Annotated in this window: 21 protein-coding genes, 1 tRNA gene and 1 pseudogene; 14 read left to right on the forward strand and 9 right to left on the reverse strand. The window is 56.1% G+C overall.

Going from position 1 to position 18,737, the window contains the following annotated elements; all coding sequences use genetic code 11:
• A pseudogene (locus AB5164_RS04340) lies at positions 1–211 on the forward strand (hypothetical protein); the annotation flags it as partial.
• A gap of 109 nt (positions 212–320) precedes the next feature.
• Here the strand turns inward: AB5164_RS04340 and AB5164_RS04345 are convergent.
• Together AB5164_RS04345 and AB5164_RS04350 are read right to left on the reverse strand one after the other, a co-directional pair.
• Positions 321–560, reverse strand: coding sequence for a helix-turn-helix domain-containing protein (locus AB5164_RS04345; RefSeq protein ID WP_118099149.1), 240 nt, complete (start codon positions 558–560; stop codon positions 321–323).
• Positions 561–569: 9 nt separating this feature from the next.
• Positions 570–1,208, reverse strand: coding sequence for a hypothetical protein (locus tag AB5164_RS04350; protein ID WP_368143185.1), 639 nt, complete (start codon positions 1,206–1,208; stop codon positions 570–572).
• Positions 1,209–1,909: 701 nt separating this feature from the next.
• Here AB5164_RS04350 and AB5164_RS04355 point away from each other — a divergent pair.
• From AB5164_RS04355 to nagA, 8 genes are all read left to right on the forward strand, one after another.
• On the forward strand, positions 1,910–2,353 hold the full coding sequence (locus tag AB5164_RS04355) for a PTS sugar transporter subunit IIA (RefSeq protein ID WP_035137680.1): 444 nt from the start codon (positions 1,910–1,912) through the stop codon (positions 2,351–2,353).
• Positions 2,353–2,634 (forward strand): preprotein translocase subunit YajC, encoded by a 282-nt coding sequence (gene yajC, locus AB5164_RS04360; RefSeq protein WP_022094612.1) that lies wholly within the window; start codon positions 2,353–2,355, stop codon positions 2,632–2,634. The genes AB5164_RS04355 and yajC overlap by 1 nt, the downstream gene beginning before the upstream one ends.
• Before the next feature lie 36 nt (positions 2,635–2,670).
• Complete coding sequence (agaV, locus tag AB5164_RS04365; RefSeq protein WP_022094611.1) at positions 2,671–3,153, forward strand: PTS N-acetylgalactosamine transporter subunit IIB; 483 nt, start codon at positions 2,671–2,673, stop codon at positions 3,151–3,153.
• A 90-nt stretch (positions 3,154–3,243) separates the two neighbouring features.
• Positions 3,244–4,044 carry a PTS mannose/fructose/sorbose/N-acetylgalactosamine transporter subunit IIC gene (locus AB5164_RS04370; protein ID WP_022094610.1) on the forward strand — a complete coding sequence of 267 codons (801 nt, stop codon included), beginning with the start codon at positions 3,244–3,246 and terminating at the stop codon, positions 4,042–4,044.
• The gene (locus AB5164_RS04375) at positions 4,034–5,116 is read left to right on the forward strand and encodes a PTS system mannose/fructose/sorbose family transporter subunit IID (protein WP_022094609.1); all 1,083 of its coding nucleotides are present in this window, start codon (positions 4,034–4,036) and stop codon (positions 5,114–5,116) included. Before AB5164_RS04370 ends, AB5164_RS04375 begins: the two co-directional genes overlap by 11 nt.
• Before the next feature lie 185 nt (positions 5,117–5,301).
• Positions 5,302–6,033 (forward strand): GntR family transcriptional regulator, encoded by a 732-nt coding sequence (locus AB5164_RS04380; protein WP_022094608.1) that lies wholly within the window; start codon positions 5,302–5,304, stop codon positions 6,031–6,033.
• Positions 6,034–6,147: 114 nt separating this feature from the next.
• Entirely contained in the window at positions 6,148–7,314 is a 1,167-nt protein-coding gene (locus AB5164_RS04385; RefSeq protein ID WP_316365479.1) for an AgaS family sugar isomerase, read from the forward strand.
• 117 nt (positions 7,315–7,431) lie between these two features.
• Entirely contained in the window at positions 7,432–8,601 is a 1,170-nt protein-coding gene (nagA, locus tag AB5164_RS04390; protein WP_022094606.1) for an N-acetylglucosamine-6-phosphate deacetylase, read from the forward strand.
• A 75-nt stretch (positions 8,602–8,676) separates the two neighbouring features.
• Here the strand turns inward: nagA and AB5164_RS04395 are convergent, their stop codons facing one another.
• Positions 8,677–9,261 carry a flavodoxin domain-containing protein gene (locus tag AB5164_RS04395; RefSeq protein WP_118372965.1) on the reverse strand — a complete coding sequence of 195 codons (585 nt, stop codon included), beginning with the start codon at positions 9,259–9,261 and terminating at the stop codon, positions 8,677–8,679.
• A gap of 156 nt (positions 9,262–9,417) precedes the next feature.
• Here AB5164_RS04395 and AB5164_RS04400 point away from each other — a divergent pair, with 156 nt between their 5' ends.
• The 3 genes from AB5164_RS04400 (at position 9,418) to AB5164_RS04410 (ending at position 11,965) form a co-directional block, all read left to right on the forward strand.
• Complete coding sequence (locus tag AB5164_RS04400; protein WP_368143249.1) at positions 9,418–10,299, forward strand: aldose 1-epimerase family protein; 882 nt, start codon at positions 9,418–9,420, stop codon at positions 10,297–10,299.
• A gap of 59 nt (positions 10,300–10,358) precedes the next feature.
• A complete protein-coding gene (locus AB5164_RS04405; protein ID WP_118334259.1) occupies positions 10,359–11,294 on the forward strand; it encodes a hexose kinase in 936 nt (311 codons plus the stop codon).
• A 197-nt stretch (positions 11,295–11,491) separates the two neighbouring features.
• The gene (locus AB5164_RS04410; protein WP_368143248.1) at positions 11,492–11,965 is read left to right on the forward strand and encodes a NanQ anomerase/TabA/YiaL family protein; all 474 of its coding nucleotides are present in this window, start codon (positions 11,492–11,494) and stop codon (positions 11,963–11,965) included.
• 134 nt (positions 11,966–12,099) lie between these two features.
• Here AB5164_RS04410 and AB5164_RS04415 read toward each other — a convergent pair whose 3' ends face one another.
• The 3 genes from AB5164_RS04415 to AB5164_RS04425 form a co-directional block, all read right to left on the reverse strand.
• The gene (locus AB5164_RS04415) at positions 12,100–12,465 is read right to left on the reverse strand and encodes a hypothetical protein (protein ID WP_117736085.1); all 366 of its coding nucleotides are present in this window, start codon (positions 12,463–12,465) and stop codon (positions 12,100–12,102) included.
• A 209-nt stretch (positions 12,466–12,674) separates the two neighbouring features.
• Positions 12,675–12,953, reverse strand: a complete 279-nt coding sequence (locus AB5164_RS04420; RefSeq protein WP_368143247.1) for a hypothetical protein — start codon at positions 12,951–12,953, stop codon at positions 12,675–12,677.
• Positions 12,954–13,244: 291 nt separating this feature from the next.
• Positions 13,245–13,320 (reverse strand) — tRNA-Thr (locus AB5164_RS04425).
• Between the two features lie 157 nt (positions 13,321–13,477).
• Here AB5164_RS04425 and AB5164_RS04430 point away from each other — a divergent pair.
• Positions 13,478–13,960, forward strand: a complete 483-nt coding sequence (locus AB5164_RS04430) for a PTS sugar transporter subunit IIB (protein ID WP_368143246.1) — start codon at positions 13,478–13,480, stop codon at positions 13,958–13,960.
• Between the two features lie 324 nt (positions 13,961–14,284).
• Here the strand turns inward: AB5164_RS04430 and AB5164_RS04435 are convergent, their stop codons facing one another.
• Positions 14,285–15,337 (reverse strand): aldose epimerase family protein, encoded by a 1,053-nt coding sequence (locus tag AB5164_RS04435; protein ID WP_368147835.1) that lies wholly within the window; start codon positions 15,335–15,337, stop codon positions 14,285–14,287.
• 206 nt (positions 15,338–15,543) lie between these two features.
• Between AB5164_RS04435 and AB5164_RS04440 the strand changes: the two genes are divergently transcribed.
• Positions 15,544–16,308, forward strand: a complete 765-nt coding sequence (locus tag AB5164_RS04440) for a DeoR/GlpR family DNA-binding transcription regulator (protein WP_368143148.1) — start codon at positions 15,544–15,546, stop codon at positions 16,306–16,308.
• Positions 16,309–16,519: 211 nt separating this feature from the next.
• On the opposite strand, the gene AB5164_RS04445 is transcribed toward AB5164_RS04440, so the two are convergent.
• Both AB5164_RS04445 and AB5164_RS04450 read right to left on the reverse strand, forming a co-directional pair.
• Positions 16,520–17,752, reverse strand: coding sequence for a Fic family protein (locus AB5164_RS04445; protein WP_368143149.1), 1,233 nt, complete (start codon positions 17,750–17,752; stop codon positions 16,520–16,522).
• 372 nt (positions 17,753–18,124) lie between these two features.
• Positions 18,125–18,737: family 1 glycosylhydrolase (locus AB5164_RS04450; RefSeq protein WP_368147837.1), on the reverse strand; the 613-nt coding region annotated here is incomplete at its 5' end.

Here is an 18,737-nt window from a genome sequence, read left to right on the forward strand (position 1 = left end):
CTGGAAGGACGCCGATAGCACCTACGCTAAGGCCTTCGCTGACGATGCCTTTACTGCCGATAGTGCCACCTACAAGCAGGCCATGACCGCCTACTACACTGCTTATCAGCAGTATTCCTCGCAGGCCTCAGGCGCTAGCTCCAAGTGGACCGAGTATGCTAACGGCCTCTATGCCAAGGCCAACATCAGCATCTACGGTCTGTTTGCGTAAAGATTTGTCTGAGCTACCGAGCGCGTAGCCGAAATATCTGAATAGCCCGCTAGAACGGATGTTGTTCTAGCGGGCTATTTGCGTTTAGGCGCTGGTGGCTAAATTATGCCTATGAATCTTTAAGTCCAAAAAGGTTATCGGCTTCATCGTCAGGCATATATTCCAGCACATCGCCCGGTTGGCAGTCGAGTGCCCGGCATATCGCATCAAGAGTTGAAAAGCGCACGGCAGAAACCTTGCCCGTCTTGATGCGCGACATATTGACCTGGGAGATGCCCACGCGTTCCGCAAGCTCTTTGGATGAGATCTTGCGTTCGGCAAGCATGCGGTCAAGCCGCAGAATAATCATGGATTCCCCCTAGAGCAACTCGTCATCTTGTTTTTGCAGGATATACCCGTAGCGGAAGATGCTGGCAATCAGGCAAATAATCAGGCCTGCAAAGAGCATGGAGGGCTCGAATAACTGGCCGACGAACGCATTCGTAAAGCTGCCGCCAAATCCTGAGAGTATCATTCCCGTGATTACGGCACCAAGAAGTCTCACGGAAACGCCGCCGATAAGGAATAAATGTCCTACTCGACGAAGTGTCTGGTTACATTCAAGGTCAAAGGGCCTGCCTTTCTTTTCAATGTTGAAGAAAAGCCTGCGCACGCTTAGCGCGATGGTAAGCGCGAGACATGTCATCAAGAGGCTTCCTATGGCAGTGTGACCATCGTGTGCGACGAGCATAAGTGGGGCCTGTGCATTGGTACCGACGATAGCAAGGCACGGTCCTTCGCCGGCTTGAAGTTCTACGGATTGGAGACACGACCCTTGGGAGAGTCCAGGCAATATGAGTAGAAGGTCAATCGCAATGACTGCGAGGAGTCCCAGAGCGAGCGCGGTGGTAATGCAGATTGTGGCCCATTTGCAGATGCGAGTGAGCTTCCTCAGATCGGCTATTGCCTGTTCACGGTCGATGGCTTCATTCGATTTGGATACGTTCCAGCGGATCATAGCTCCTCCAACCAATGTCTTGGATGATACTTGTATCATATCAGAATTAACGATAAACGATAAATAATTACGAATATTGAGTAAGTAATGATTGAAAACGATTAGCGTGAACTATTGGCTCATTTTGGGTGCCGGAGTTTGGTGCGCGGGGGATGAGGACAAATGTCAAAACTTTCCGAGATCGCACAAGTGCTTCATCGGGTTCCCCGATTCATATGGGAAAACAACTGCAAACGATTGCAAGTAACCGGTGAACGGTCGAAAACTACCGTTCACCGATAATCTCAAAACTGGTTCTAACTGGTATTAAGTCAAAAAGACCAATTCACATATCTTCACAATGACCTGCAATTTTTCTACACGCTATTTTTAGCCGCCCTGCGTTGTTTAGGGACAGGAAAAGTTCCGATCTTTTGCCAAAGCATTTCGAAACGGTTTCAAAACCGCAGGTAGAAGTGTTAACGACCGGTAAACGGTCGAAATATCACCGTGAGCGGTGCAAAAACGTTTTACCGTATGAATCAACGAAAGCGACCTCTTCTGGGGTGATATAGTGACAACAACACGTCACGTGGTTACTACCAGTTTAGAAACCACTGGTCTTCAAAGAACGCTTTCTAAGAAGCTTTAAGGGCGAGCGCCCGCTGGCTTCCGAAAATCATCGGACTCAGATTGTACACACCTTCGGAAGGGAAATTTGAATGGTTGGCTTTATTCTTACCGGTCATGGACAGTTCGCACCCGGCCTAGCTAGCGCTATCGCTATGGTTGCCGGCGACCAGCCCGCTTTTACCGTCGTTCCTTTTGAGGGCGACCAGGCTGCTTCTTACGGTGAGGATCTCCGCGCCGCTATTACCGCCATGCGCGAGGAGTGCGATGGCGTGCTCGTCTTTACCGACCTGCTTGGCGGCACCCCATTCAACCAGTCGATGATGATTGCCCAGGATGTCGACAACGTCGAGGTTCTGACTGGCACCAACCTTCCCATGGTTATTGAGCTTCTGTTCCTCCGCGGCAATGCCACGCTCGCCGAGCTTGGCGAGCAGGCCGTGACCGTTGGCCAGACGGGCGTCACCGCCCAGACGGTCGCATCCGTTGCCGGCTCCGAGGAAGAGGATATCTTCGGCGACGAGGACGGCATCTAATGGCCGATTTCGGAGCCAACGTCCTGAGCTCCTCGGTCGCCCTTTTAGGCCTGCTTGTCATCATGGGCTTGATTTACACCATCTGGTCGCAAATCAACATGAAGAAGAAGCAGAAGTACTTCAAGGAGCTGCACACCGAGCTCAAGCCGGGTCAAGAGGTTCTTTTCGCCGGCGGTATCTACGGAACCGTCAAAGGCATCGAAGGCGAGAAGGTCCAGATCAAAGTCCGATCCGGAGCCGTCGTAGATGTTTCGCGTTACGCGATTCAGGAGATCAAGTAACTGTCGTCAGCAAATAACGAAAGGAAGCTGATCAACATGGCAGAACCCAACATTCTTCTTACCCGCATCGATAACCGACTGGTTCATGGTCAGGTTGCCACCCAGTGGAACTCCACCCTGGGCTCCAACCTCATCCTCGTCGCCAACGACGACGTGGCGTCCAACACCATGCGCCAGAACCTCATGAAGATGGCCGCTCCCGCCGGCGTCGCTACGCGTTTCTTCTCTCTGCAGAAGACCATCGACGTCATTGGCAAGGCGAGCCCGCGCCAGAAGATCTTCATCGTGGCCGAAACACCGGAAGACGTGCTTACGCTCGTCAAGGGCGGTGTGCCTATAAAGAAGGTAAACATCGGCAACATGCACATGTCGGAAGGAAAGCGCCAAGTCGCCACCTCCGTCGCAGTTAACGACGAGGATGTCGCTGCGTTTAAAGAGCTGCAGGAATTGGGGGTGGAGTTGGAGATCAGGCGCGTTCCGAGCACGCCTGTTGAGGACACGAGCAAGCTCTTCTCGTAATCCTCGTGATCCACGTTGTCAGGAGTGAAACCCTGACGTTCTGTACGTGAAATCCAAAGTGCGTACATACATTTTGAAAGGAGGAGCAAGATGGAATACTCGATCATCCAGATCGCTCTGGTCTTCGTCGTCACGTTCATCGCGGCAATCGACCAGTTTGACTTCCTCGAGTCTCTCTATCAGCCCATCGTCACCGGCGCCGTCATCGGTCTTATCCTTGGCGACCTCAACACCGGTCTTCTCGTGGGTGGTACCTATCAGCTCATGACGATCGGCAACATGCCGATCGGAGGCGCTCAGCCGCCTAACGCCGTCATCGGCGGCATCATGGCAGCCATTCTCGCTATCGCCACGGGCCTCGAGCCCAACGCGGCAGTCGGTCTCGCCATTCCGTTCGCTCTGCTTGGCCAGCTTGGCGTTACCCTGGTCTTCACGCTTATGTCCCCGCTTATGTCCACGGCCGATAACATGGCTCACAACGCGGACACCAAGGGCATCGAGCGCCTGAACTACTTCGCCATGGCTCTGCTCGGCCTGATCTTCGCTGTCGTCGTCACCCTGTTCTTCATCGCTGGCGCTACCATCGGTCAGACCATCGCTTCTGCCATCCCGACTTGGCTGCAGACCGGTCTCTCCGCTGCAGGCGGCATGATGCGCTTCGTCGGCTTCGCCGTCCTGCTCAAGGTTATGATGAACCGCGATATGTGGGGCTTCTTCCTCATGGGCTTTGGCCTCGCGCTCATCACCGTTGCCAACGATTCGCTGGCAACCCCTGCTCTGCTCATCCTCGCTCTCATCGGCTTCGGCATCGCTTTCTGGGACTTCCAGCAGCAGACCGAGCTGAAGGGTGCAGCTGTTTCTGACGGAGGTGACTTCGAAGATGGCATCTAATGAGTATGTGATCCCGGAGCACTACGAGGATCTCACTCCTGCTCCGCAGCTCGACCAGAAGACCCTCAACAAGATGGCTTGGCGCTCCTGCTTCCTGCAGGCATCGTTCAACTACGAGCGCATGCAGGCCGCTGGCTGGCTCTACTCCATCATCCCCGGTCTGGAGAAGATCCACACCAACAAGAACGACCTCGCGGCTTCCATGAGCCACAACCTGGAGTTCTTCAACACCCACCCGTTCCTTGTCACCTTTGTTATGGGCATCGTGCTTTCGCTCGAGCAGAACAAGGTTGACATCCCCACGATCCGCGCCGTCCGCGTCGCCGCAATGGGCCCGCTCGGTGGTATCGGTGACGCCCTGTTCTGGCTGACGCTTGTGCCTATCACGGCCGGCATCACCTCTAACATGGCCATCAACGGCAACGCCGCTGCACCGATCATCTTCCTGGTGATCTTTAACGTCGTCCAGTTCGCTCTGCGCTTCTGGCTCATGAACTGGTCCTACAAGCTTGGCACCAGCGCTATTGACGCTCTGACCGCCAACATGCAGGCCTTCACGCGTGCCGCTTCCATCATGGGCGTCTTCGTCGTCGGTTGCCTGGTCGTCACCATGGGTGGCACCCAGATCAACCTCCAGATCCCCAACGGCACCACCCGTGGCCTCTCCGCTACTACCGTGATCGTCTCCGAGAAGGAGGCCGAGAACTTCACCGGTATGGAGGGCATCGATACCGAGACCGCTGAGGCCGGTACCATCGCCATGACCGATGAGGACGGCAACGCCCTCACCGCTTCCGATGCCGACGGCAACGCTGTCGAGTGCGGCGTCACCGATCTGGGCAACGGCATGGAGTCCGTTACCTACGGCACCGTTACCGAGGATCCGGTCAACTTCTCTGTTGCCGACACCCTCAACACCATCGTCCCGAAGCTCGTCCCGCTTATGCTTACGCTGCTGCTTTACTACATGTTCGCTAAGCACAGCTGGACCCCGACCAAGGGCATTCTCCTGCTCTTCGTCCTTGGCATCCTGGGCGCTGGCCCGCTTGGTCTCTGGCCGAGCATCTGGTAAGGCTCTAGCTTGAGGGGTGTGTCCCTACGCGGCTCACACCCCGACCCCTTAAGCCATGTGTATGTTAAAAGCCGCGTGCTCGAAAGAGCGCGCGGCTTTTGTTTTCTTGTTGATTCGGGTGTGGCAGACAGATAATGCTAAACACCCTAGGTAGTTAGCCGAATTCGAGCAAAAGGGAGGATAGGATGGCGATCGGAGCGCGTAAGCAACCGCTGTACGATCAGCTGGTCGATATTCTGACCGAAAAGATCGACCATGAATATCGCGCCGGTGACATGATTCCTTCCGAGCGCGAACTTTCGGAGCGCTATGGTCTCTCGCGCACTACAGTACGCCTGGCTCTGCAGGAACTGGAGCGTTTAGGACTGGTGGTTCGGCAGCACGGTCGCGGTACCTTTGTGACCGACCGTTCGGCAAAGGCAACCAATCTTATGCAGTCCTATAGCTTTACCGAGCAGATGCGCGCGATGGGTCGAGAACCTGAGACCACGATTCTCGAGTTTTGCGAGATGGAGGCCGATAAGAATCTGGCCGAGCATATGGGATTGCGCATCGGTGATCGCATTTTTAAGCTCAAGCGTCTTCGTTCTGCCGACAATATGCCCATGATGGTCGAACGCAGCTATCTGCCGGTTCGTCAATTTCTGTCCCTAAAGCGACCGCTGCTGGAGCGTAAGCCGCTTTACGATGTGATTGAGCAGGACTTTCAGCAAAAGATTCGCGTGGCCGAAGAGGAGTTCTATGCGAGCATAGCCCGTCCCACCGATGCCCACCTTTTGGGAATTGTCGAGGGCTCGCCTGTGCTCGATTTGGTCAGAACTACGTATAACGAGTCAAACGAGGTTGTGGAGTATACACTCTCGGTTGCTCGTGCCGATCAGTTTAAATACAAGGTTTACCACCAGCGTAGCAACTAGTGTCCGCATCGTTTCCATATGGTGATTCTTTGCATTTAACTGGTTACTACCAGATAACCAACCGAAGTGTATAATTGCACGTCAGAGGATTACTTCTAGAGAGAGGTATTAGAAATGTTCGAGAAGAGTGTCGAGGAGCTCACCGAGCTCGGCGCCCAGATCACCACGGCCGAGATTGCTCAGCAGCCCGAGCTTTGGCGTGATACGCTCAACATCTATCGCGAGAACAAGGAGGCCATCGAGGCCTTCCTGGCCGAGGCTCGCGCTATGGGCGAGGGCCGTCTGTCCGTTGTCTTCACCGGTGCCGGTACGTCCGACTATGTTGGCGATACCTGCGCCCCGTACCTGCGTCACGCTGGCAACACTGATCTCTACGACTTTAAGCCCATCGCCACGACCGACATCGTGAGCGCCCCGCGCGACTTCCTGCGCGCCGAGGATCCCACGCTCGTGGTTTCCTTTGCCCGCTCTGGCAACAGCCCCGAGAGCCTTGCCGCCGTTGCCGTTGCCAAGGAGCTCGTCCACAACGTCAAGTTCCTCAACATTACCTGCGCTCCCGAGGGCAAGCTCGCCGTCGAGTCTGCCGATGATCCCAATGCGCTGACGCTGCTCATTCCGCGCGCCAACGACAAGGGCTTCGCCATGACCGGTTCTTATTCCTGCATGACCCTGCTCTCCACCCTTATTTTCGACACTGCCTCTGACGAGCAGAAGGCCGAGTGGGTCGAGACCATCGCCAAGATGGGCGAGGAGGTTATCGCTCGCGAGTCCGAGGTCGCCGATTACCTCGCTGGCGACTTCAACCGCGTGACCTACCTGGGCTCCGGCTCCTTTGGCGGCCTTGCTCAGGAGAGCCAGCTTAAGATTCTTGAGCTTGCTCACGGCCTGGTTGCCACTTCTTACGACACTTCCATGGGCTATCGTCACGGACCCAAGTCCTTCGTCGACGATAAGACGCTCGTCTTTGTGTTCGTCAACAACGACGCCTACACCCGTCAGTACGATATCGACATCCTCAACGAGATCGGTGGCGACAAGATCGCTCAGCACACCGTCGCCGTTCAGCAGGAAGGTGCCACCGTCTATGAGGGTGAGTCCTTCACCTTTAAGGGCTACGAGGCACTCCCCGAGGGCTACCTCGCCCTGCCGTTCGTGATGTTTGCCCAGGCCATCAGCCTGCTCAACTCCGTGCGCGTGGGCAACACGCCCGATACGCCGAGCCCCACCGGCACGGTCAACCGCGTGGTCAAGGGCGTGACGATTCACCCCTTCACCGCTTAATCGCGTCCCCCTGTAAGGGCGCCCGTCCGCTCATAACGGCGGGCGGGCGCTTTTTGTTTTACGTGAGCTGGGTATAAGCATCACCACAGTCAACTGCTTTAGAAGCAAGGAGTGCATATGAGCACGTACGCAATTAAGGCTGACAAGTTCTTCTTGCCGGCAGGCCCGCAGCTGGGCGGCTATCTCATGGTCGAGGACGGCGTCTTTGGCGCTTGGCAGGCCGACGAGCCCTCCTGCGAAATCAAGGACTACACGGGATCGTGGATCGCGCCGGGCATGGTCGACACCCACATCCATGGCTTCTACAACCACTCAACAACCGATAACGATCCCGAGGGCATCGATATCAGCTCGACCGAGCTCGCCCGTCGCGGCACCACCAGCTGGCTGCCCACGACGTTCACCGATGGCGTCGAGCAGATCAAGGACGCCTGCGCCGCCATCGCTCAGGCGGACGAGGGTCGCGGCCCCGACTTCTGCGGTGCTCGCATTCAGGGCATCTACCTGGAGGGCCCCTTCTTTACCATGAAGCACGTGGGCGCGCAGAACCCCGCTTACCTGATCGATCCCTCCGAGGAGGTCTTCGATCAGTGGCAGGAGGCTGCGGGTGGTCGCATCGTTAAGAGCGCCATGGCGGCCGAGCGCGACGGTGCCGCTGCTTATGCGGCTGCTCTGAATGCCAAGGGTGTGGTGACCAGCATCGGTCACTCCGACGCCACCTACGATGAGTGCATCGCCGCCATCAACGCCGGTGCCAGCTGCTTTACGCATACCTATAACGGTCAGCGCGGGCTGCATCACCGTGAGCCCGGTGTCGTGGGCGCTGCCATGTCCACGCCCGAGACCTACGCCGAGATCATCTGTGACGGCAAGCACGTTAACCCTGCCGCCATCAAGGCGCTGCTGCAGGCAAAGGGCTGGCAACACACGGTGCTCATCACTGACTGCCTGGGCTGCGGCGGCATGCCCGAGGGCAGCTACACCAGTGGTGGCATGGACGTCATCATGAAGGACAACCTGTGCTGGCTCGCCGACGGCAAGAGCATTGCTGGCTCGGTGCTCACGCTTGCCCAGGGCGTCAAGAACATCGTCGACTGGGGCATCGCCAGCGCCGATATCGCCATTCGTATGGCAACCGAGGTGCCGGCACGCTCCGCGCACATCGAGGATAAGTGCGGCAGCATCATGCCGGGTCGCGACGCCGACTTTGTCGTGTTCGACCATGAGCTTACCCTCGTCGAGACGTATGTTGGCGGCCAGAGCGTCGGCAACGCCTTTACCGAGTAACGATAGAAAAAGACGGCGGGCCCGAATCTGCTCGGACCCGCCGTATGGGTTAAACGCTCAAAAGCACCTTCACAGTTACAGCTTGTTAGCGATCTTCTTTGCCGTGCGCTTGACGCCGGCCACCAGGCCTCCTGCAGGATGCTCCTTCTCGTATGCTAGACGCTTCTCGCGCTTGGCGTACTCTTCGACGATGATATCGCCATATTCGTCTTCGATCTTATCGAAGAAGTCGACGGCGCCCTTAATTTCCTCAGCGGTCGGGTGTCCCTTTTGGACACCGCCGGTGAGTTTAAACGGCCCCCACGTATCAAAGCCGGGGCAGCCGTAGACACCCATAAAGATGGCCTGCCTCATGCGGCAGATGCCATCGATATCCTTGCCGTACCACTTGTTTTTGCCACCGTAGGTCATAAGGCCAAACACCTTGTCCTGCGGCTGCAGCACGTTCGTGAGCACGCGCGCCATATCCTTGTCGATCTCGGAGTAATAAATGCCCGTGGCGACGCCGATCAGATGGTATTCGTGCAGGTCGGGGTACTCGTTTTTACCGAGTGACTTCACGTCGAGGGTATCGATCTCGGGGTGCGCCTCGACGATGGCGTCCACGAGCTTTTTCGTATTGCCGTGATGGCGCGAGGCGTAGAGGATGATGGTTCGCATAAGAAGGCCTTTCAGCTGTAATTGCATCAATGTCTGTATGGTACCCCGTTACATGGCTGGGATACCGGACGCATCGATGAACGTGCGGGTTTGTCCTTTGGTCAGGGCCGAGACGGGTACTTGCGAGCAAAAAGCAGTTGTTCGAAAGGATAGGCAATGGAATACGCTCTTTCCAACGATTCGATTTCTATTAAGGTGTCCACGGCTGGCGGTTCGTTTACCTCGATCGAGGCCGGAGGTCGCGAGTATCTGTGGCAGGGCGATCCCGCCGTGTGGTCCGGCCAAGCACCGATTTGCTTCCCGATTTGCGGAGGCTTGCGCGACAACAACGCCATGACGTTTGCCGGGCATCATGTAAAGCTCGCTCGCCATGGGTTTGCGCGCAAACAGGAGTGGAAGCTGCTGAGCCAGAGCGAGAACGAGCTGGCGATGTGCCTGGCTTCGGAGGATAACGCCGCGCTGCTGAGCGATTATCCGTATCCGTTTAAGCTTGTCGCCCGCTATACGCTCGAGGACGCTGCCGTGCGCGTTTCCTACGAGGTCACCAACGAGGGCACCGAGGACATGCCGTTCTTTATCGGCGGTCATCCCGGCTTTAGGTGTCCGCTCGATGAGGGCGAGGCCTATACGGACTACGAGTTGCGCTTTGAGAAAGACGAGGCTGCGGAGCTCTGCACCGCCGTTCCCTCGACTGGATTGATTGACGTGGCAAACCGCTCCAAGAACCCCATGGTGGGAAAGACACTGCCCCTGTCGCACGATCTCTTCGATTTTGCGGAGACCATCTTTGACGTGCTCGAGAGCCGTCAGGTCACGCTTTCCAAAAAGGGCGAGGACAAGGGCGTCCGCCTGAGCTTTGAGGGCTTCCCATATCTCATTGTGTGGAGCAAGCCCGAGGGCGATTTTGTGGCGGTTGAGCCTTGGGGCGGTCTCTCGACCTGCTCCGATGAGGACGACGTGCTTGAGCATAAGCGCGGCTGCCTTGTCGCCAAGCCCAAGGAGACCGTCGTTCGCTCGTTCACGATTGAGATTCTGTAATTCCGTTTTGTCGACTCGTATCGCGAGGCACAAGGAGCCTGCGAGATAAGGAGCTAAAAATGATCCTCACCGTTACGATGAACCCGTCTGTCGATACGCGCTATCAGCTCGATGAGCTCATTATCGACGACGTCAACCGTGTGACGCCCGAAAAGACCGCCGGCGGCAAGGGCCTCAACGTGGCCCGCGTGCTGGGTCAGCTGGGCGACGACGTTGTGGCAACCGGTCTGCTCGGCGGCCACATGGGCGCCTACATGGCTGAGCTCATGGACGCCAACGGTATTAACAACGACTTTGTGCCCATCAAGGGCGAGACTCGAATTTGCCTCAACATTCTCCACGCCGGCAACCAGACCGAGCTGCTCGAGAGCGGCCCGACAATTGCCCCCGAGGAGCTCGATGCCTTTACCGCCAAGTTTACCGAGCTTGCAGGTAAGGCCGACGTCGTCACCATCTCGGGTTCGCTGCCCCGCGGCGTCGAGGCGGACTACTACGCCAAGATCACGGGCATTGCCGAGAACGCCGGAGCCAAGGTGCTGCTCGATACCTCGGGTGCCTCGCTCGAGGCTGCGCTCAAGTCCGAGGTTAAGCCCGAGCTGGTCAAGCCTAACCTGACCGAGATCAACGGCCTTCTGGGCACGAGCTTTACCACCGACGATGTGGACGAGCTCCGCGCCGCGCTCGCTTCTGACGCCCGCTTCTCCGATATCCCCTGGGTCGTCGTGTCCATGGGCGCTGCCGGCTCCGTTGGCTTCCACAATGGCCGTGCGTTCCGCGCAAAGACGCCCGATATCCCTGCCGTTAACGCAACGGGCTCTGGTGACTCCACTATCGCAGGCTTCGCGCATGCCATCGCTGCTGGCGCAGACGACGAAACGGTGCTGCGAACCGCCAACACTTGCGGCAAGCTCAACGCCATGGATCCTATGACCGGCCATCTGGTCATGGACCGTTGGGACGAGGTCTACAACGGCGTTGTCGTGACCGAGCTGTAAGGGCTTGGGCGTCGGTCCCGGCATCGCTTGCTAGCTCATGTCGACGACAAGTGCGATAGCATTATGTCGGGGCGCGACGCCGACACTGTCGTGTTCAATCCCGACCTTACCCTGGTCGAGACGCATGTGGGTGGCAACAGCGTCGGTAATGCGTTTGCCGAGTAGCCGCCAAAGAAACGATCCGAGAGGGGATTTAGATGATTTACGGTGCATTGGGCGATATCGAGGAGTACCGTGGAATGCTCAAGGGCCTCGACGTGCTGATCGATTGGCTCGAGGAGAACGATCCGGCGAAGCTCGAGGTCGGCAGCCATCCGATTCTGGGCGACAAGGTCTTTGCGAACGTCATGGCTCCCACGACGCGTCCCGAAGCCGAGGCTCACTATGAGACGCATCAGCGCTATCACGACCTGCAGGTCGACGTCGAGGGTCGCGAGGCCTTTAAGGTTGCCACGGGCAGCCTGACGCTGGTCCAGGAGTTCGACGAGAAGGACGACTACGATCTGGTCGATTCCGACGCCTCGATCGCCGGCGATCTTGCCGACGACAAGTTTGCGTTGTTTGTTGCCGGCGAGCCTCACATGCCCACACTCGAGTTCCCGGGCGATGGCGCACAGCCGGTCAAGAAGATCTGCTTTAAGCTTCTTGCAGACGCTTACTGGGAGGAGTAACGAGCTGCTCGGTTGAGCTGTTCGTATGCTGGCGTGATTCCCCTAGGGAAATCACGCCAGGACCCCGCCAAGCGTGTTTCCCTAGGGGAATCACGCTTGGCGGGGTTTTCGGTTTTTGAATAGGGAAGCCTCATTTATTTGCGAAGAACATCGGCTAGCCGCAGGATTGAAATCATCGACCGATAAGTGAGTTCCACTTTTTCGCCCGCAAGCAGTCGTTTCGAGCCAATCTCATCTAGCCCCACAAGCCGAGAAAACAGCGGGCCGCTCATCGTGCCCTCGTCAATTGACTCCCTTATGGTCTTCAAAACGTCCGTATCATGAAGCGATGCCGAGCTGTAGGGGGCAACACGAGCGGAACTCTCAATTAACGACGAGACAAAAGGATGGAGATGCTTTGGACATAGTCCATCAAACACCACATCCCCATTGTCGTTCGAGCCGACCAGGCGCCAAGTATAATGATCGACCCAGTCATCCCCGTCATATATGGCGTCCATGAGCAACTTCCCGTCTAGAGAGAGAAACCTATTTGGACATCGGGGCGCAAGACCGCAATCCATATCGGGCCTGCAGCAGCTCCAACCCAACGCACCACATAGGTTCCCTTTCGTACATGTGTATCAATCTGCCCCGAAATGCCGGTGAATGCAATTCCAGACCCGTTTGTCGGATAGCAATCGACGTATTTTTGTTTTCCGCTCACAACCTAGTATAGATAAATCGTTCCAGCAAATGAGAAGGGATCGTTCGCAATTTTGTCCGGAAGAACTTGCCACCTCAAAATCCCGCTACCAATATGGTCAAGCTTGACCGTTCCGCCGTCCCCTTCAAAAGTGGCAAGGGGATTTACCCCAGACTGAGAGTCGGCATCGCCTTCCTTAGCAGTTATCAGCAGGCTGCCCGTATAAGACTGCTGAGGCTCACCTTCAGGACAGGCAGCCTCGGCCCAAGAAGGGCCACTCAGGCAGAACAGTCCGAGCAGCATCATTACCACCAAAAGAAAACCCTTAGTTCTTTTGATCTATATTCCCAACGTCTCTCGACATTTGTATATCGTGACTATTTTAGATCTATATGGCCAATTCGAGCCCTCACCATGGCAATTGCTGCAGCTGGGTTTCTTTTCATTAAAATTTCACTTTGGTAAATCCCCGCCCCTAAGCATTAAACCCGAAGTCCACCGAGTGGGCGAATTGACGTGGCGATGCTTGGATTGGCGCGCACGCACTCAAAATCGGCAACAAAAAAGCCGCCCGAAGGCGGCTATCTTGTGCAATGGAGCCAGCGACCGGGCTCGAACCGGTGACCCCCGCTTTACGAGAGCGGTGCTCTACCAACTGAGCTACGCTGGCGGCCATGTGGTGACGCAACTGAGGCGTCAACGGCTGTCTATGATACGGGACATCGCACATCCGTGCAAGGGTTCTGACGGCTTTTCTCACTTTAAATGCACTAATATTGGAGACGCGATGTCTTGCTCTTACGGGTCTCAAACAGAATGGGGCTGCCATGGCTCAACCCAAGATCCTTCTCACGCGTATCGATGACCGTTTCCTTTACGGGCAAGACGTTGAGCAGTGGAATGAGGCGGTTGGTTCCAACCTCGTCCTAATCGTCAACGACGAGATTGCGGCGGATTCACGCAAGTGGGCACCCATGAGGGTGACGGCGCCAGAAGGCGTTTGGACACGGTTTTTCTCGGTGCAAAGGACCATCGACATCATTCATACCGCAACACCGCGTCAATGGATTCTGATCATGGTGGCCTCACCCGCCGATGCACTCGCGCTGGTTAAGGGCGGTGTACCCATTACCAAGATCAGTATCGGCCATATGCAGGCAGGGGAGGGCAAGCGCTCTGCAACGCCTGCCGTTGCCGTAGACGATACGGACATCGCCGCCTTCAAAGAGTTGCAAAAGCTCGGCATAGAGCTAGAAATCCGCTACCTCCCCAGTTCCGCCCCCGACCCCATCGGCAATCTGTTCAACTGATCCTTGGGGACGGAGGAAAACGGATCATTTTGCCCTTGCGAGGGACGCGTGCGATGCCGCCTGTCAAAAACTATGCCCATTTACTACGTTTGATCGGCTATCGCCGAGCATGTCGAATTTGAGAAAAACAAAACCGCAGGTAGACGGCTCGCGAATTAAACAAAACTGGTGCATGGTCGAGCATCCCGGGCTAAACGTAGTAAATAGACATAGTTTTGATATGTCACCCATACAGTCACAGCGAAAATGAGCCCAAAAGATGAAAAAGCGCCCGTCGGCGGTGGTGCCGGCGGGCGCTGCTGTGCGATATGTTGCGTTATGGGCTTAGTGCCTCATAAAGTGGTATTCGATCACATTGCTGTAGGGGTGACCAGGGCCCACAATGCCCTGCGGGAACAGCGGCTGGTGCGGCGTGTCGGGGTACATCTCGGCCTCGAGGGCAAAGCCGGCGCCCCAGCCATAGTTGGCATCGTCCTTGGCGTGCTCGTCGCCCAGCCAGTTGCCGGTGTAGAGCTGCACGCCCGGGGCGGTGGTGTAGTAGTCCAGCTCACGACCGGTCCACATCTCCTCGACGTGCATCGCACGGCGCAGATTACGGCCGTACTGATAGTTATCGATGCACAGGCAGTGATCGTAGCCACGTGCCTGCTTAATCTGCGGGTCGTCGGCTTCCATGCCGGGAGCGACGGGGCGCAGCTCGCGAAAGTCAAACGGTGTTCCCTCGACCGGAGCAATCTCGCCGGTGGGGATGTTCTGCTCGTTAATGGGCAGGTAGTGAGTGGCGTTAGCAACAAAGAAGTGCTCACAGTCCATGCCGGCGTTATGACCGGCAAGGTTAAAGTAGGTGTGGTTGGTCATGGACACATAGGTGGCGCGGTCGCTCTCGCAGCCATACTCGATACGGAAACGTCCGGTGCGTGTAACGGTAAACACGGCCGTAAAGGTGCGGTTGCCGGGAAGACCCAGCTCACCGTCTTCAAGCGAGGTGGTCATGCGCACGGCGTTGTGGACCTCGTCGAGCTCAGCATCCCACACGCGCTTGTGCAGGCCGCGCTCAAGATCGCTGTGCAGGTTGTTGACGCCTTCGTTGGTGGGCATATGCCAGTCCGTGCCGGCGATGGTGATCGTGGCACCCGCGGTGCGGTTGGCCACGGGGCCGATGGTCGCGCCAAAGCAGGCGGGGTTGTCAAAGTAATCCTCGAGCTTATCGAAGCCCAACACCACATCGCGCACGTTGCCGGGAATGTCGGGCACGTCGATGCCCAACACGGTGGCGCCATAGTCCATAATGCGAACGCAAATCTCGGGCCCGTTGAGGGTGTAACGATGAACGGGGGTACCGCACGGCGCGGTGCCGAAAAGCTCGGAAGTGATCATTTGGTTCCTAACATCGAGATATTTCGGACAAACTGTAGCGCGAACAGGTGAGATTATCACTACACCCCACTAAAGCAGGGAGTATTTTTCTCAAAAAAGTGATGATTTGAGCTGTGTGGACGCTCATTTTTGGCGCGCGCGATTCTGATACAATTTGTTCGTTACTGTTTGAATGATATGCGCGCAAAGAACGGCGAGGATTCATCGTGATTAAGGCAGAGCGACAGGATAAGGTTCGTCAGCTGCTCGAGGAGCAGGGCACGGTCTCGGTCAAGGAGATTTCGGATGCGCTGGGCGTTTCGGACATGACGATTCGCCGCGACCTCGAAGAACTTGCGAGTCTGGGTGAGATCGAGCGCGTGCACGGCGGCGCCCGCAGTGCGCAGGGTCGTCCCCACGCTATGTTGCGCCATGAGTATTCGCACAGCGAAAAGCGCACCAAGCATGCCGAGGAAAAACTGCAGATCGCACGCCGTGCTGTGGAGCTTATCGAGGAGGGCTCTACTATCTTTTTGGGCACGGGTACCACGGTTGAGCAGATGGCCTCGTTGCTGCCGGCGTTTCGCCTGCGCATCGTGACTAATTCGCTTTCGGTGTTTAACCTGCTCGAGGCGCGCGAGGACTGCGACCTGTGCCTCGTGGGCGGTATGTACCGTCGCCGTACCGCCGCTTTTGTGGGACCAACGGCCGAGGATACCCTGCGCGCGCTGGGCATCGATGCGGCGTTTATCGGCGCCAACGGCATTCTGGATGGCGACGTGTCTACGTCCAATATGGATGAGGGTCGTATCCAGCAGCTCGCTTTTAGCAAGGCAGACTCGCGCTATCTGATTGCCGACTCCAGCAAGATCGGCAAGCGCGACTTCTACACCTTCTGCCGCCTGGACAATTTGGACGCCGTGGTGTGCGAGCCGGGAATTACCGCCGAGGATCGCGCCGCCATCGAGGAGCACACGCAGGTCATCTGCTAGCTAACGCTGCAGGCGATGCTTCTGCCCTCTGCCGGCGCGGGGATTATCGCTTCAATGTGACGTGCAGAATGACACATAAAAGTTAAAACGTCATTTTGCACGTCAAAAATATGACACATAAAAATTTGCGCGTCATTTTACGCGTCAAAGTGACGTGAAATGACGCGCAAATAGTTTTGGGCAACAAGGGTGAGGCAATTCTGAGATATGGCTAAACTTCATATCTCGCTTTGATATCCCTTGAGAATGAATCGTAGTCTTCGTAGAGTTCGTCTCTGCTTTCATCTTCGGCGCGGTTCATGCGTTCAAGGAGTCTATCCTTTGGGGACCCTTGTTTTATTGCCGGCTCGCTATTGGGTATTGCAGATTGCAAGAATAATTCCAGAGCATGGACGTCTTTAAGTATGTAGCCCGTCGAACGGCCCGCTCCTGTTTTTTCGATTGCGCTGCAACTAACAAGCTGGCTGAGGGTTCGTTTAACGGTTACCTCGCTGATATCGGGGCAGTTGGACTGGATGTCGGATTTCTTAATGACGCCGGGTTTCTCCTGAAATAGAACAGCTATGCGCGCTTGCTTCGACATGGGGCGAGTGTTGAATCCAATCAGGGTGTGCTGTTCGAGCTGTCGGTAAGCCGCCAGTATGGTTCCGAGCATGAACCGGATAAAGGGAGCCTCGCTGTTTTCGTTTTCATACCATCCAGTGGAACTTGCAGCGAGGGCACTGTAGTAGAGCGCTTTGTTGTCTTCAATAAGTCGTTCGATGCTGATGTAGCGCGCAACGTCGTATCCAGTCTTTTCGAGCAGTAGCGTTGTAAGGAGTCGGCTCATCCTGCCATTGCCATCGTTGAAGGGATGAATGCTGACAAAATCGAAGATAAAGCGGAGTGATATAAGGAGGGGATCGCAAGCTTGGCGAGATAGGGCATCGTTGAGGGACCGACAGGCTTCTTCGATAAGCCCCGGGGTTGCCAGAGCCGAAGGAGGTCTAAAGCGCACAAATCGATTACCTTGATCGTCGATGGAGACGATTTCGTTATCGCTGTCTTTCCAATGGCCCCCATACGAGATTGCTGTGTGTGCCATGAGGTCACGATGCAACTGCAAAATGACCGATGGTGTTACGGGAATGAAGTCGTGTTGCTCGTGAATAAGTGACAGCGCATCTCGGTATCCAGCGATTTCTTCCTCTGCGCGGGAGCTTGGCTCGGTGGAATACGCCATGATTGCTTTGAGTCTTTTTTGGGTGGTAACAATTCCTTCAAGTCCGTTGGAGGATCGGGTGCTTTGGATCTTAGCTTCCTCCATAAGGGACGATAGAAGTTCGGGTTTGACTTGACTCAGAACAAGCTGTCGGCCTTTATGCTCGCGTATCGAGAGAAGGAGATTGGTGATTGGGGTTGCTTCGAGTTCCGCTGGGACTGTGGCGTAATCAAACTGGCGCATGTGGCTCCTTTCAGTATCACGAACATACTTTCGGTATCATAATAACATGAAATGATACCGAAAATATGTTCGCGATACTGAAAACAAGGTAAGAGGCGCGCATCACAGCTGCTTGGAAAGCACGGATTTGACTATCTAATTGTCTCAATCTGTAACAGTTGGGAGTAGAAAACCGGGTTAGATGTTACAGATCGAGATATTCTGCTTCGGGCCGCTCGTTTGTCTTGATCTGTAACAGGTAGGGCCGAAAATCACTGCTAGATGTTACAGATCGAGATAAACGGCCCGCACGGGCCCATCAAAAACAAAAAAGGCCGCATGCGAACCCGTGGAGGGATTCGTATGCGGCCGACAGGGGGTATGCAGCGGAAACTAGGCCATAAGCAGGCCGGTCTCCGAGACGTTCTTGAACCAGTACGCGCTCGCCTTGGGATAGCGCTTCTGGGTCTCAAAGTCGATGTAGAACAGGCCGTAGCGCTTGTTGTAGCCGTTGGTCCAGGAGAACTGGTCCTGCAGCGACCACACGAAATAACCGTCGACGTTCACGCCGCCGTCGATTGCCTTGAGGATCCATGCGAGGTGCTGGCGCATGTAGTCGATACGAGGGGCGTCGTCGATAAAGCCGTCCTCGAAGTCGTCCTTATAGCCCATGCCGTTCTCGGTGATGTAGATCTTCTTGTAGTTGGGGTAATCGTTCTTAATGCGCAGCAGCAGGTCGTAGAGGCCCTCGGGATAGATGATCCAGTCCCAATCGGTGGTGGGTATGCCTTCGCGCACGCATGACTCGCCCACGCCCTTGAGGAACCAGCGCGAGGAGCCCTTGTCGCCGGTGCCATTGTGGTTGATGTCGTTTTCGCCCTCGGCGGCACGCAGGAACTGGCACTTGTAGGTGTTGACGCCCAGGCAATCGTTGTAGGGGAGCGCGGCGGTCAGCGCGGCGATGTCCTCGTCGCGGACGTCGAGCTCACCGCCGGCGATATGAGCC

Source organism: Collinsella aerofaciens, assembly GCF_040915425.1.
GTDB classification, from domain to species: Bacteria; Actinomycetota; Coriobacteriia; order Coriobacteriales; family Coriobacteriaceae; genus Collinsella; species Collinsella aerofaciens_BW.